General features: G+C 63.7%; 13 protein-coding genes. 5 read left to right on the forward strand and 8 right to left on the reverse strand.

All coding sequences use genetic code 11. From position 1 onward, the window contains the following. Positions 1-22: 22 nt before the first annotated feature. Positions 23-910 (reverse strand): heme-dependent oxidative N-demethylase family protein, encoded by an 888-nt coding sequence (locus GLL_RS12130; protein ID WP_011142342.1) that lies wholly within the window; start codon positions 908-910, stop codon positions 23-25. A gap of 121 nt (positions 911-1,031) precedes the next feature. On the opposite strand from GLL_RS12130, the gene GLL_RS12135 reads away from it, so the two are divergent. Beyond that, entirely contained in the window at positions 1,032-1,598 is a 567-nt protein-coding gene (locus tag GLL_RS12135) for a Uma2 family endonuclease (RefSeq protein ID WP_011142343.1), read from the forward strand. Here GLL_RS12135 and alaS read toward each other — a convergent pair. The 5 genes from alaS to GLL_RS12160 all read right to left on the reverse strand — a co-directional run bounded on the left by alaS (position 1,595) and on the right by GLL_RS12160 (position 8,907). Beyond that, positions 1,595-4,210 (reverse strand): alanine--tRNA ligase, encoded by a 2,616-nt coding sequence (alaS, locus tag GLL_RS12140; RefSeq protein ID WP_011142344.1) that lies wholly within the window; start codon positions 4,208-4,210, stop codon positions 1,595-1,597. The two genes, GLL_RS12135 and alaS, sit on opposite strands and share 4 nt — an antisense overlap. 84 nt (positions 4,211-4,294) lie before the next feature. Beyond that, a complete protein-coding gene (locus GLL_RS12145; RefSeq protein WP_011142345.1) occupies positions 4,295-5,644 on the reverse strand; it encodes an alanine--tRNA ligase-related protein in 1,350 nt (449 codons plus the stop codon). Between the two features lie 128 nt (positions 5,645-5,772). Beyond that, a complete protein-coding gene (locus GLL_RS12150; protein ID WP_011142346.1) occupies positions 5,773-7,143 on the reverse strand; it encodes an amino acid permease in 1,371 nt (456 codons plus the stop codon). 46 nt (positions 7,144-7,189) lie between these two features. Next, positions 7,190-7,666, reverse strand: coding sequence for a GNAT family N-acetyltransferase (locus GLL_RS12155; RefSeq protein WP_011142347.1), 477 nt, complete (start codon positions 7,664-7,666; stop codon positions 7,190-7,192). An 86-nt stretch (positions 7,667-7,752) separates the two neighbouring features. Next, positions 7,753-8,907, reverse strand: a complete 1,155-nt coding sequence (locus GLL_RS12160; protein ID WP_011142348.1) for a glycosyltransferase family 4 protein — start codon at positions 8,905-8,907, stop codon at positions 7,753-7,755. 148 nt (positions 8,908-9,055) lie between these two features. Between GLL_RS12160 and GLL_RS12165 the strand changes: the two genes are divergently transcribed. Genes GLL_RS12165 through GLL_RS12170 form a run of 3 tightly spaced genes read left to right on the forward strand, consistent with a single transcriptional unit; the run spans position 9,056 to position 11,209 of the window. Then, the gene (locus tag GLL_RS12165) at positions 9,056-10,159 is read left to right on the forward strand and encodes a branched-chain amino acid ABC transporter substrate-binding protein (protein WP_011142349.1); all 1,104 of its coding nucleotides are present in this window, start codon (positions 9,056-9,058) and stop codon (positions 10,157-10,159) included. A gap of 9 nt (positions 10,160-10,168) precedes the next feature. Further along, entirely contained in the window at positions 10,169-10,327 is a 159-nt protein-coding gene (locus GLL_RS22850; RefSeq protein ID WP_011142350.1) for a hypothetical protein, read from the forward strand. Positions 10,328-10,360: 33 nt separating this feature from the next. After that, complete coding sequence (locus GLL_RS12170; RefSeq protein ID WP_011142351.1) at positions 10,361-11,209, forward strand: SDR family NAD(P)-dependent oxidoreductase; 849 nt, start codon at positions 10,361-10,363, stop codon at positions 11,207-11,209. Positions 11,210-11,228: 19 nt separating this feature from the next. Here GLL_RS12170 and GLL_RS12175 read toward each other — a convergent pair whose 3' ends face one another. Together GLL_RS12175 and GLL_RS12180 are read right to left on the reverse strand one after the other, a co-directional pair. Further along, positions 11,229-11,696 carry a hypothetical protein gene (locus tag GLL_RS12175; RefSeq protein WP_164928993.1) on the reverse strand — a complete coding sequence of 156 codons (468 nt, stop codon included), beginning with the start codon at positions 11,694-11,696 and terminating at the stop codon, positions 11,229-11,231. A 108-nt stretch (positions 11,697-11,804) separates the two neighbouring features. Then, entirely contained in the window at positions 11,805-12,140 is a 336-nt protein-coding gene (locus tag GLL_RS12180) for a hypothetical protein (protein WP_011142353.1), read from the reverse strand. A 209-nt stretch (positions 12,141-12,349) separates the two neighbouring features. Between GLL_RS12180 and GLL_RS12185 the strand changes: the two genes are divergently transcribed. Continuing rightward, positions 12,350-13,720, forward strand: a complete 1,371-nt coding sequence (locus tag GLL_RS12185) for an L-serine ammonia-lyase (RefSeq protein WP_011142354.1) — start codon at positions 12,350-12,352, stop codon at positions 13,718-13,720. Positions 13,721-13,733 lie beyond the last annotated feature (13 nt).

Below are 13,733 nucleotides of genomic sequence, written 5' to 3' on the forward strand. Positions count from 1 at the left end.
GGAAGGTGCAAGCTCCGATATCTCATCTTGCGAGTCGATCCAGATAGCCCAGTAAGGCTTCGCGCACCGGCAGGAGACTCTTGTACAACTGCATGGGTTCGGGAATCTGCCGGACGGCTGTGGCGAGGGCGCGGGCCATCGCAGGCTGCTGCTCTAGAACGTGCAGAGGGTGGACGTACGTGCGGATAGTAAACAGCACCGTCCGGCTCTCGGCAAGCCGCCGCAGCGTCTGGCGCTCGATGCGGATCCAGAGTCGTTCGGCGGCATCTTGGGCGGTTATTTGCGAATCACGCTTCGCGCCGCCGGGCAACAAAAACAGTTCCGGCGAATCGACGATGGTCCAGTTGATGCGCCACATCGGAGTTTCGACCCGCAGGCGCTCGAAGAAACGGTCCACCGGCCCGGCCAACTGCTCAGCGTAGCCCGGTACGGGCGCGTGAATGCCGGTGAGGAGCAGGCCCACTTTTTCAGTCAATAGCCAGCGCGAAGGAAAACAGACGCAGGCGGCCGAGAGGATATAGCCTTCCTGCGTAGGCCGCATCAGACAGAGATCTTCCTGCACCAGCCGCGCCGCCAGCTCCAGCGGCGCAAAGCCATGGTCCGCCGGATTCCAGATTTCGCCGCTCATCCGGTTTTCGAGCCGACTGTCTTTGAGGCGGTAATGCTCTGGAAAGTACTCCGGCAGATGATCAAGCAACAGTTCCAGGACTTCTTGCTGCTCGGTTTCGCTTCCGGGCATCGCTACCAACACCTCGCCGCGCCGCTCGGTGAGCAATCGACACTTGAGAGTCAAATACTCTTCGAAGCGCTCGTCGATTTCGATCCACCGGCTGGGCTCCAGTGGCGCCAGGCCGATGTGCAGCCGCCACTGCCCATCGGCATAGGGAAAGTACAGGGGAGACTCTTGCACCGTGAAAACCGAAGTGCCGCGTCGATGACATCAGGGTATCGCGGCGGGTGCTGCTGCGTCTTTGCGGCGCTTGCCATCCGGCGCTCTACAATGCGGGTGTCGGCAAAAGGCGATTTTTTCAATGGCCCAACGGACAACCGACACCATGCGCTGGACCGCGGCGGATCTGGATTTGCTGCCGGACGACGGCAGCCGCTACGAGATTGTCGCAGGGGAGTTGCTTGTGAGCAGAGCACCGCACTGGGGACACCAGAAAGCTTGTGTCCGGCTTTGTGCTGCGCTCGATGCCTGGTCTACGGCGACGGAACTGGGAGAGGCGAGTATCGCCCCTGGTGTGCTCTTTGGCGAATCGGACAATGTGATCCCCGATGTGGTTTGGGTGAGCCGTGGACGTCTTGAGGTCATCCTCGACGCTGCCGGGCATCTCACCGCCGCGCCGGAACTGGTAGTCGAAGTGCTCTCGCCGGGCGCCGACAACGAACGGCGTGACCGCGATCTGAAGCTGAGGCTCTACTCGGCGCGCGGGGTGCGGGAGTACTGGCTGGTCGATTGGCGAGCACAGCAAGTCGAAGTGTACCGCCGGGAACAAGCTTCCCTGGCGCTGGCCGCGACATTGCTTGCGGGGGATACGCTCACCAGTCCGCTGCTGCCTGGGTTTGCCTATCCGGTGGCCGGAATTTTTGCCTAAGCGCCGAGCGCGCCGGAAAGCTTCGAAGACGCCTCGCTGAGGGCATTTTTGAGCTTCTCGGGCTGCTTGCCGCCCGCCTGGGCAAGATTGGGCCGCCCGCCGCCGCCGCCGCCGGTGATTTTGGCCACCTCGCCCACGAACTTGCCGGCGTTGAGCCCTTTGGCAACCGCGCCTTTGCCGAAGGCCGCCACCAGCGAGACTTTGTCGGCCGCCGGGGCGGAACCCAACACGACGGCACCCCCCTCGCCCAGTTTGGCGAGCAAGTGCTCGGCCGCCGATTTGAGCGCCTCCGGTTCGGTGTCGCCCAAATCGGCCACCAGCACCCGGAAGCCGCCGGTGGTCTCCGCTTGGCCTAGAAGCGCCTCGGCGCGGGCGGTGGCGAGGGCCGCTTTCAGCGAATCGATTTGCTTTTGCGCCTGCTTGAGGTCGCTTGTCAGGGCTGCCACCCGCTGCGGGATTTGCTCGACCTGGACTTTGAATTCATCGGCGAGTTGGCGGGTGACCGTATCGCGCAGGCGCAGATATTCGAGCACCGCCGGTCCCGCCACCGCTTCGATGCGGCGCACCCCGGAGGCGATACCCGTCTCCGAAACCATCTTGAACAAGCCAATCTCGGCGGTGTTGCGCACGTGGGTGCCGCCGCACAGTTCGATGCTCACCCCCGGCACGTCGATCACCCGCACCTCGGAGCCGTACTTCTCGCCGAAAAAGGCGAGTGCCCCGCGCGCTTTGGCCTGATCGATGGGCATCACTTCCTGCGAGAGCGTATGGGCCTCGGCGATCCAGGTGTTGACCAGATCTTCGACCTGCTGAATTTCAGCCTGACTGAGCGCCTTGGGCCAGGAGAAATCAAAGCGCAGCCGATCGAAAGCCACCAGCGAACCTTGCTGCTGGACGCTTTCGCCCAACACTTTTTTGAGGGCCGCCTGCAGCAGGTGGGTGGCGGTGTGGTGGGCCTGGGAACGGCGGCGGTCGGCCAGATCGATCTGCGCCTGTACAGAGTCACCGGTGGCAACGGTCCCGCGCTCGATGCGGCCGGTGTGCAAGATCACCGTGTCGCGCTTCTGGACATCTTCGATGCGCACCAGCAGGTCCGGACCGCTCAAATAACCCCGATCGCCGATCTGGCCGCCCCCTTCCGGGTAGAAAGGCGTCTGATCGAGCACCAGCTGCACACTTGCCCCCGCACTCGCCCGTTCGATGGGTTCACCCTCGAAGAGCACCAGCTTGACCATCGCTTTTGAAGCGACGTTGCGGTAGCCCAAAAAATCGGTGCGCTCAAGGTCGGCAAGGCTCGCTCCCTGGGTGAGGTCGACCGTTTTGGCCGCCCGGCGCGCCCGCTCGCGCTGCTTTTCCATGGCTTCTTCGTAAGCCGCCACGTCCACTTCGAGGCCGCGCTCGGCCGCCACCTCCATCGTCAATTCCAGCGGAAAGCCGTAGGTGTCGTAGAGCATGAATGCGTCAACTCCCGAAATCCGCTTTTCGCTGCGGCCCAGGATCTCATCGAGCAACCGCTCACCGGTTTCCAAAGTCTGCAGGAACTGGCTTTCTTCGGTGGCAAGCCGAGTCAGGATCAATTCGCGGCTTTCAAGCAGGTTCGGGTAGGCCCCGCCCATCAACTCGACGGCCACCGTCGCCATCTGGGGCAGGAAGCTGCCTGCAATGCCCAGCATCCGCCCATGGCGAACCATCCGGCGAATGAGCCGACGGAGGATATAGCCGCGCCCGAGGTTGCCCGGCAGTACCCCGTCGGCCACCAGATGCACCACCGCGCGGGTGTGGTCGCCGATGATTTTAAATGATGTTTTTTGCTGGTCGTCCGCCTTGAAGTAATCGCGACCACTCAGTACTTCGGCTTTGCGGATAATCGGGAAGACCAGGTCGGTCTCGTAGTTGTTGGGGACCCCCTGGAGCACCTGGGCCATGCGCTCCAGGCCCAGGCCGGTGTCGATGTTCTTGCGCGGCAGTTCGCTGAAGGTGCCCTCGCTGTCGCGGTTGAGCTGCATGAACACCAGATTGTAGATCTCCAGAAAGCGGCTGTCGTCGTCGAGATCGATGTCCCCTTCGCCCCGCTCGGGGTGAAAGTCGTAGTAGATTTCTGAGCACGGCCCGCAGGGTCCGGTGGGGCCGGATTCCCAAAAATTGGAATCGGCGCCCATCTTGCGCACGCGCACGGGCGGCAGACCGGCCACCTCCTGCCACAGAACCAAGGCTTCCTCGTCCTCCTCGTACACGCTCACCCAGAGTCTTTCGGGCGGCAACTCGAACACGCCGGTGACCAGTTCCCACGCCCAGCCGATCGCCTCGCGCTTGAAGTAGTCGCCGAACGAAAAGTTGCCCAGCATCTCGAAGAAGGTGTGATGGCGGGCGGTGCGGCCGACGTTCTCGATGTCGTTGGTGCGCACGCACTTTTGGGAGGTGGTGACCCGCGGGGCGGGCCGCTCGCGCTTGCCCATGAACACCGGCTTAAACGGCAGCATGCCCGCGATCGTCAAGAGCACCGTCGGGTCGTCCGGCACCAGCGAGGCGCTCGGCAGACGCCGATGCTGCTTGCTCTCAAAAAACTGCAGGAACTTCTCGCGGATCGCATTTCCATTCAGGACGGTCGGCATGACGGAGGCACTGGCAAGCTACCTTCCCATTCTAAAAAAACATCAATGCCTCGGAAGCGGTGGTGAAGCGAGATTTTCCCGCCCCTACGTGTCGTTGAAGGTGTCGTAGAGCTTCGCAAAGGCCAGATCCAGCGCCGCTTTGAGTCTGGTGGGCTGCCGCCCTGCGGCCTGGGCGATTTGGGCGTTACCCTGTGTGTCGCCGCCACCGGTCAGTTGGGCGAGGGCGGCGGCAAACTGGCCGGCATTGAGACCGAGGCCCACCGCCTTTGGGCTAAATGCCACGGTGAATGCCACCGCGTCCGCCCCAGGAGAAGATCCCAGCACCACCGTTCCTTCGCCCAGCTTGCTCAGCGTCCCTTCGGCCGCCGCCGCCAGTGCTGCGGGTTCGGTGTCGCCCAGATCGGCCACCAGCACCCGGTACTGGCCGTACTGCTCGACTTCGCCCAGGCAGGCTTCGCAGCGGGCAAGCGCCAGGGCGACTTTGAGGTCCTCGACCTGGGAGATCGCCCACTGCGCCTGGGTCAGTACGGCCCCAAGCCGCTCGGGCAACTGGGCGAGGGGGGCTTTGAATTGTTCGCCCAATATCCGGGTGACCTGCTCGTGGGCACGCAGGTAATCGAGCAAGGCCAGCCCCGCCACCGCCTCGAGGCGCCGTACACCCGCCTCCGGCTCGCTGTGGCCGACGATCTTGAACGGTCCAATTTCGATGGTGTTGGAGACGTGGGTGCCGCCACACAGTTCGAAACCGATCTCCGGGGTGCCGATAACACGCACCTGCTCGCCGTAGCGCTCTCCCGGAAAGGGCAAGGCCCCGATTTGCCGGGCTTTTTCGGCGGGCATCGTCTCCACCCCCAGAGGGTGGCCTTCCAGCACCCAGAGATTGACCACCTGCTCGACGCGGGCCACCTCCTGCCCGCCCAGGGACTGGGGGGCCGCAAACTCGAAGCGCAAACGGTCAGAGGCTGCAAGCGCTCCGCGCTGCTCGATTTCGGCTCCCAGCACCCTGCGCAGGGCGGCATGCAGCAGGTGGACGGCGCTGTGGTGCGTCTGCACCAGCCGGCGGCGAATGGCGTTCACCTGTGCCTGGACGGTCTCGCCGACTTTCAGTTCGCCGCGCTGCACTTTGCCTTTGTGCAGGTAGACGGCACCCTGTCTGCGCACCGCCTCGACGGCCACGACCAGATTTTCGGCCGCGAGCACCCCCTGGTCGCAGGCCTGGCCGCTGCCTTCGGCCAAAAAGGGACTGTGGCTGAGCACCACCACCACCTCGGCCCCGGCTACCGCCTCGGCGCAAGGTTTGCCGCCCGCCAGGATGCCTAGCACCTGCGCGGGAACGGCAAGGGTGCGGTGCCCGACAAAAACCGTCTTTGCTTCGCCGTTGCGGTCGGCTGTGGCCGCCGCTTCCGGCTGTCCCTGGGCGCGCGATTCTTCCATCTGGTGATGCCGAAAGCGACTGCCCTTTTTCTAAGGGACAAGCGCGCCGGGTATTAAGGGCAGCAGGCGGCCCCGCACCCCTCGGCGGCGCCCACACTCGCGGCACTGTCAGTTCATGACTGCGCGAATTATGGTTGCGAAGTGGTTGGTACCGCCACCCTGGGGACGCGGAAGAACAGAAAGTACACCCCCAGACCCAGACCCATGAAGCCGAGGGCGAACCAGGATTGGGGAGTGGTCAGCAGCGAATTGACGATGAGAAAACCCGAGGCGGCGAGAAACACCAGAGGCACCAGCGGGTAGGGCCGGACTTTATAGGGACGGGGCAGATCCGGCGCCTGGGCGCGCAGGATCATCAATCCGACGACGGCAAGGGCGTAGAACAGCCAGGCGGCAAAGCCGAAGTAATCGACCAGGGTGCCGAAGTCGCCGGGCAAAACCAGCATCGACGCCCACGCCCCCTGGGCCACCAGCGCCGCGGCGGGCACCGCCCGGGGGCTCACGTAGCCAAAAAAGCGCGGAAACTGGCCGTCGCGGGCCGCCGCGTAAAAGACGCGCGCCCCGGTGATCAGCGAACCGTTGGTGCTGCCAAAGGTCGAAATTGCCACGGCGATGGGCACCAGGACGCCGCCAATCGGCCCAATCACCTGCACCGCCAGGTTGGTGGCGACGGCCCGGGAGCCCGCCATCTGGGCGGGGGTGAGCGCCGAGAGGTAGGCGACGTTAGCAAGCACGTAGACCGCCATCACCCCCAGGGTGCCGAAGACGATCGCCCGGGGCAGGTTGCGCTCGGGCTCGCGCAGTTCTTCGCTCACATAGTTGAGGTTGTTCCAGCCGTCGTAGGCCCACAGGCAGGTGATCATCGCGAGGCCAAAGGCGCTCGGCGCGGCGATCGACCCGGCAAACGGGTCGACAAAGTGGCTGGAGCCGCCCTGGAAGAAGGCGGCAAAGCCCATGGCGATGATCCCGGCCAGGGCCAGCAATTTCAGTGCCGTGAAGACCACCTGCACCACCGCTCCCTGGCGCACCCCCAGACAGTTGACGGCCGTGAGCAGCAAGATCGTGGCGACGGCGATCGCCTTGATGCGCCAGTCGCCGTCCACGCCCGCCCCGCGCGGGTCGAGGCCGAAGAGGACGCTGCCCAGGTAGCTTGCAAAGACGATGCTGATAATCGCCTGGGAGCCGGTCTTCATCACAAAAAACTGGGTCCAGGTGAACATGAAGCCCAAAGGCCGGCCGAGGGTGCGGCTCAAGTAGGCGTACTCGCCCCCGGCCACCGGCAAGGCCGCCCCCAGTTCGGCGTAGCACAGTGCCCCCGCCAACGACAGCAGGCCCCCCACCACCCAGACGGCCAGCGCCATCCCCACCGAGCCCACCTGCTCGACCACCCGGCCGGGGCTTGCGAAGATGCCGGAGCCAATCGTGATGCCGACGATGAGCGCCGCGCCGTCTATCAATCCCAACGAACGGCGCAGAACGCCCCCGGACGTCGAAGCCATGGACTGTTCCCAAAAAATTGTGCTCAGTATAGCGGATAGCGCAGGTCTAATCCGGATACCAGAACATGCCCTTGATGCCCTCGGGGTCGGGAATAAATCCGAGTCGGCGGTAGAAATCGACCACGTGCGGGTCGGCAAACAGGGTGATGTTGCTGATGTCGGCGGCGCGCAACTCGGCGACGATCCGGTCCATCATCGCCCGGCCGAGGCCCTTGCCTTGAAATTCCGGGTGAACCACGACATCCCAAATGGTGGCGTTGAAGGCGTGGTCGGAGGTGGCGCGGGCGAAACCTACCAGTTGCTTGAAGTCTCCGCGCTGCTCGTACATCGAGATGACGCAAAAACTGTGGTCGATCGCCTTTTTGACCTTGCGCAGGGGGCGACGCGACCAGCCGACCGCGTCGCACAGCTCTTCGAGGGCGTAGAGGTCGATGTCGCGGTCTGTCGAGAAGAATACATTGCTGTGGACCTCCCCGCCGCTGGCGGAGTCGGAACCGGTGAACAGGCGCTTCCAGAAGCTCATCGAGTAACGCGCGGGTGGAGGAGGAGACAGCTATTCCATTAAAGCCATAGTCCCACGATTTTGCCGTTTGTTTCGGAGCGCGCCCATCAGGAGGAACGGCTTGCCTGGGAGCGCCGCCAGGCTTCCCAGCCGGTATAGGCCAGCAGCAAGGTGGCGAGCACCGTGTAGGTCCCCCCGGCGGGCATGCCGGAGATGGCCAGGGCGATGCTGCCCGCCCACAAGGTGAGCGCGTAGATGACTATGACCACCGAGCGATGCGACAGACCCGCTTTGAGCAATCGGTGGTGCAGGTGGCGCTTGTCGGGTTTGAAGGGCGAATCGCCCGTGCGCAGGCGCTGGAGGATCACCGAGGCGGTGTCGAAGATGGGCACCGCCAGGATGCAAAACGGAATAAAAAGCGCCACCGTCGTCACCGACTTGACCACGCCGATCACCGAGAGGCCCCCCAGCAGGAAGCCCAGAAAATAGGCACCCCCATCCCCCATGAAAATCTGGGCCGGGTTGAAGTTGTAGCGCAAAAAGCCCAGGGCTCCCCCGGCTACCGCCGCCGAAATTAGGGCCGCCTGCCACTGGCCGGTGAAGACCGTGACGCTGAAGGTGACCACCGCGGCGATGCCGCAGACCCCGGCTGCGAGACCATCAAGGCCGTCGATAAAGTTGATGGCGTTGACCACCCCCACCAACCAGAGGATCGTGATGGGCAGGCTCAACCACCAGACGAGCTTGACGACGCCCACCCCCGGCAGCGACAGGACGTCCACATCGACGCCGACGCTCCACGCTCCGGTGGCGATGCCCACCTGCACCAGCAACCGCAGCCAGGCGGGTTGGCTGCGAAAGTCGTCGGAAAGCCCCAGAAAGAAGAACAGGACTGCTCCAATCGTGACGCCCCAGATTTCGTATTCTTTTTGGGGCGGCAGGAAGCCGAAACTGCCCAGACCCCAGACCAGCAACAGGGCAAAAGTAATCCCCAGAAAGATCGAGACGCCTCCGAGGCGCACCATCTCGCGGGTGTGCACCTTGCGCTCGTCGGGCCGATCGACGCCCCAACCCTGGCGCAGGCCCACCGTGCGCACCAGCGGGGTGATGGCCAGCACCGCAACGGTGGCCACCACGAAGGCAATGGCACAGCTGAGCAGGTCGCCCGAGATGCCCGGTTGGACCGCCCCGGCACCCCACGCTGCGGGCGTTGCCCCCAACCATCCGCACGCCACCGCCACCAGAGCTATAAGGAAGGGCATCCACCCGCACAAGACGCAGCCACTTGAGTTTATCGCCTGTTGCGTCCGGCGGGCACCCTGGGAAGCAGGGAGTTGGCCGAATTCGTTCAACTTTTGTCCGAGCGCTGTAGTATGGTGCCGAAACCTGCCCCTACCAGTCTTTGAAACCATGAAAAGAAGAGAATTTGCCGCTGGAGCGGCGCTGCTCACCCTATTGGGAGCCTGCGGCAGCTCAGACAAAGTGTATATAGGCGTTGCGGGTCCGCTCTCGGGTCCCCAGACGGTCCAGGGAGAATACATCCTCAAGGCGGTCGAACTGGCGGTCGAACAGGTCAACGTCAAAGGGGGCGTCAAGGGCAAGCAGATCGAAGTGGTCACCGGCGACGATCAGGCCAAACCCCTGGACGCCACCAGCGTGGCGCGCAAGCTCGCTTCGACCGAAGGGGTGATGGGAGTGGTCGGCCACTTCAACTCCGGCTGTTCGATTCCGGCCTCGTCGATCTACAACCAGGGCAACCTGGTGATGATCACCCCCGGCAGCACCAATCCCGCCCTCACCGAAAACGGCCTCAAGAACGTCTACCGCATCGTCGGCCGCGACGATCAGCAGGGGGCGGTCGACGGCGATTTTGCGCTTCGCTCCCTTCAGGCCCAGCGCGTCGCCATCCTGCACGACAAGACCCCCTACGGCCAGGGACTCGCTTCGTTTTTCCGCGAGACGGTCGAAACAGGCGGGGCGGAGGTGACCTTCTTCGAAGGGATCACCCAGGGGGACCGCGATTTTCGGGCGGTGCTCACCCGCATCAAGGGCATCGACCCCGACACGATCTTCTACGGCGGGGTGTTCGTCGAGGCGGGTCTGGTGGTGAGCCAGGCGCGTGAGCTGGGTATCAAGTCGCGCTTTATCAGCGGCGACGGCACCAAAGAGCAGAGCTTCATCGACATCGTCGGGAAGAACGCGGGCGACATCTACATCAGCGGTCCGGCCCTGGTCAACAACGCCGCCTTCGTGGACGCCTACATGGACAAGTACAACAACGAAGAGCCCGGTCCCTTTTCACCCTACGCCTACGACGCGGCGCGCATCTTGATCGCCGCCATGGAAAGTGCCCCCGAGTTGACCCGGGAGGCGGTAGCTGCAGAGGTGCGCAAGCTCAAAAATTTCGCGGGTCTGGCCGGTTCTATCACCTTCGACGCCAAGGGCGACCGCGACAAGGCCCCCTTCGACATCTTCGTGATCAAAGACGGCGAGTTCGTGCCGTACAGGGCGTAGTCTTTTTTTATGGACCGCCCCAAACTCGTCGCCATCGTCACCGGTGCTCTGGCTCTGGCCCTGGGTATCGGTTATCTCGTGCTGGTGCAGTTATTAGACCTTCGCGATTTCGAACCGGCACCTACCGAAGAGACACCGCCCGCCCGCAGCAGACCTTCGACCCCTTAGCCTGGAAACGTAGCGTTTGCACAGGGACTTGCCATGGGGCTTTTATCGGGAAGGGTGGCGGTGGTGACGGGGGCAAGCCGGGGAGCAGGCCGCGGAATTGCCCTGGCTTTGGGCGATACGGGGGCGACGGTCTACGTCACCGGCCGCACGGTGCGCGGCGGATCGCTCCCCTTCATCGGCGCCCCCGGCACGATCGAGGATACGGCAGAAGGGGTCACGGCGCGGGGTGGCCGGGGTATCGCCGTGCGCTGCGATCACACCGATGACATCCAGAGTGCCGCTCTTTTCGAGCGGGTAGCCCACGAGCAGGGCCGCCTGGATCTGCTAGTCAACAACGCCTGGGGCGGCAACGAGGGGTCTTTCGCCGAGGTGCCTTTTTGGGAAGAACCCCTGACCAACTGGGATTGCATGTTCACCGCCGGGGTACGCGCCCATCTGGCCGCCAGCCGCTTTGCGGTGCCTGTGATGCTGAAGGCGGGCTGCGGACTCATCGTTTGTACAACTTTTTATGACGAAGGCCGCTTCATCGGCAATCTGTACTACGACCTGGCCAAGGCGAGCATCAACCGCCTGGCCTTCGGTCTGGCCTGCCAGTTGCGCCCCCACGGCATCGCCGCGGTTGCCCTCTCGCCGGGGTTCATGCGCACCGAACTGGTGCTGATGCACCCGGATCCGCAGGTGGGCGAGCCGGGCGAATCGACCGAGTACATCGGCCGGGCGGTAGCGGCCCTCGCGGCCGACCCGCACATCCTGGAGCGCAGCGGCCGGGTGCTGGTGGTGGGCGAATTGGCGCGCGAGTACGGCTTGTGCGACATCGACGGCAGCCAACCTCCCCCCTTTCGCCTGCCGCCAGGGGCACACCCCCAGCCCCCGCGGCGATGATCCGGTTTGCAGCGCCCTCTCAGTGCGAACCCCGGCTCCAGATGCCGCTTGCGCGCATTTCGGGGTCGGACGAATCGGCCCCGTCTTCGAAGGAGAAGGCCGAGCCGGCCTGCGGATCGTTCGAGCCCTCCGGACCCCCAGAACCGTAATCGCCGCCGCGCGGCTTCAAAATCGCGAACACCGCCTCGGATCGCTCTCCCGCCGCGACCACGATCAGAATTTTGTTGTCGCGCACGCCGTCGGTAAAATATCGAACCCGCTGCTCGGACAAACCTGCCTCCAAAAGGCGGGGGGCCAATCCTTCGAGGGCGCCGGGCTCGCCGACGATGAGGTCCGAATCGACCCAGGGCAGATCTTCCACCCCCGGCAAGGCGTAAATCCTAGGGGCGAACCCGGCCGCGCGCAGATCGAGCACCGCCTGCTCAGCAGTGTCCTGGTGGCGAAACAGAACGGCGATCTCCCCGGGGCTTCGATCGTTGGCTTGCATGGCTTTTTGCTCCCTCGGCTTGATGTTCGGCCATTTTTGCACGGCCGGACGCGCGCCGTCCTCCGCCCCCGGGCCGGCCGGGCGGGACGCCCGTTTTCTCCAGCCGTCCTATCCGCCCAGACGGTTGAGCAACGCCTCCAGCGAATCGGGCAGTTTGAAAAGAATATTCAGGTGCTCCGACTCCAGTTGGGGCACATAACCGGGGGACAATTCCATATAGATCTGAATCAGGCCCGGCTCGTCGAGCACGACCCGCGAGGCCGATTCCACCAGCCGGTGCAAATCCGTCGCTTCTAAAGTGGCGATGTTTTCGAACACCACGGCGGTGGGCTCCTCACCCCAACTGATGGTGCCGATCGTGCCCAGGCTGTTTCTGGTGACCGACGCGAGCGCTTGCACTTTGATCTGTTCGTCGATGAGCGGGGAGACGATGATTTTGAACATGCCGGGCTTCCTCGAAGGACGTTCGGCAACCAGATTAAGGCCATCTTCGCACCGCCGGCTTCTACCTTAATCCGGAGAAAATACCGCCGTGGCGGCCGATGAACCTCTGTGACAACCGCGGGGGACGGCCCGGCCGTGGCCGATAATTGAACCAGGGGCGCGCCGCAGCGAGGGGGCGCTTGGTCGGTAAGTCGTTCGAGAGCCTGGGCATGGGTGCAATCACCACTTCGATTTTCGAGCTGTTCAAAGTCGGTCCGGGGCCTTCGAGTTCCCACACGATCGGGCCGATGAAGGCGGCTTTCGATTTTTTGATTCGCATCAACGCCCTGGACGACACTCAGGTGCTCGCGGCTTCGGCGGTCGAAGCGTTTTTATTCGGCTCTCTCAGTGCCACCGGCAAAGGCCACGGTACCGACCGGGCGGTGATTGCGGGGCTGTTGGGCTGGACACCCGAGGGGTGCGATCCGGTTGCTTTTTCAGCCCTGCTCAGTGACGACAATGAACACTACTTTGTCGCTATCCATGATCGCCGCATCCCGATAAGTGCCGCCAATATTCACTTTGTCAAAGGCCAGCAGGACTTTCCCTTCAGCAACACGATGATTCTGCGGCTGATGGGCGATGATTCAGTACTTTTCGAGCAAGAATATTACTCGATAGGCGGTGGTTTCATCCAGCGCAAGGGCGAAGATGCGCAGGCCGGCCCCCCTGTCGAGCCGCCCTACGGCTATGGAACGATGAAGGAACTCAAAGCGCAGATGACCACCCACAGCCTGGGGCTCGACGAAGTGATCCTGGCCAACGAGATGGTGATCACTGGCCAGGGCCGCAAGCAGATTTATCGGCGCATCGACGATATTTTCGACTTTATGCACCGGGCGGTGCGCCGGGGCCTCAAAAGCGAAGGCATCCTGCCCGGCACCATCCGGTTGGAGCGCAAGGCCCCCGGCCTCCACCGCACCGCCCGCGCCCTGCGGGGCAACCCGGATAGCTTTCTGGTCTTTCTCAACGCCTACAGTCTGGCGGCTTCCGAAGAAAACGCCGCCGGCCGCATCGTGGTCACCGCCCCCACCTCGGGCGCTTCGGGGGTGATTCCCGGTGTCAGTTATCTACTCAAGAAGCACTACCGCTACGACAAGCAGAAGCTGCGCTCGGGCCTGCTTGCCGCCGCCGCCGTCGGATTTCTGGTCAAGCACAACGCCAGCATCTCGGGGGCGGAGATGGGCTGCATGGGGGAAGTGGGCACCGCCGCGGCGATGGGGGCGGCGATGCTCGCCCACTGCGCCGGCCACCCGATCGAAGTGGTGGAGGCCGCCGCTGAGATTGCCATCGAGCACCACCTGGGCATGACCTGCGATCCGATCGGCGGCTACGTGCAGATTCCCTGCATCGAGCGCAACGCCATGGGAGCGGTCAAGGCCTACAACGCCTATTTGCTCGCCTCGGCGGGAAGCTCCAGCAAGCAAAAAATTTCCCTGGACAATGTCATCCGGGTGATGCGCGCCACCGGCCTCGACATGTCCAGAAAGTACAAAGAAACCTCCGAGGCGGGCCTTGCCCTCAGCAGTACCGAGTGCTGAAACGAAGCGTCCT

The sequence above is a fragment of the Gloeobacter violaceus PCC 7421 genome (genome assembly GCF_000011385.1).
GTDB lineage: Bacteria > Cyanobacteriota > Cyanobacteriia > Gloeobacterales > Gloeobacteraceae > Gloeobacter > Gloeobacter violaceus.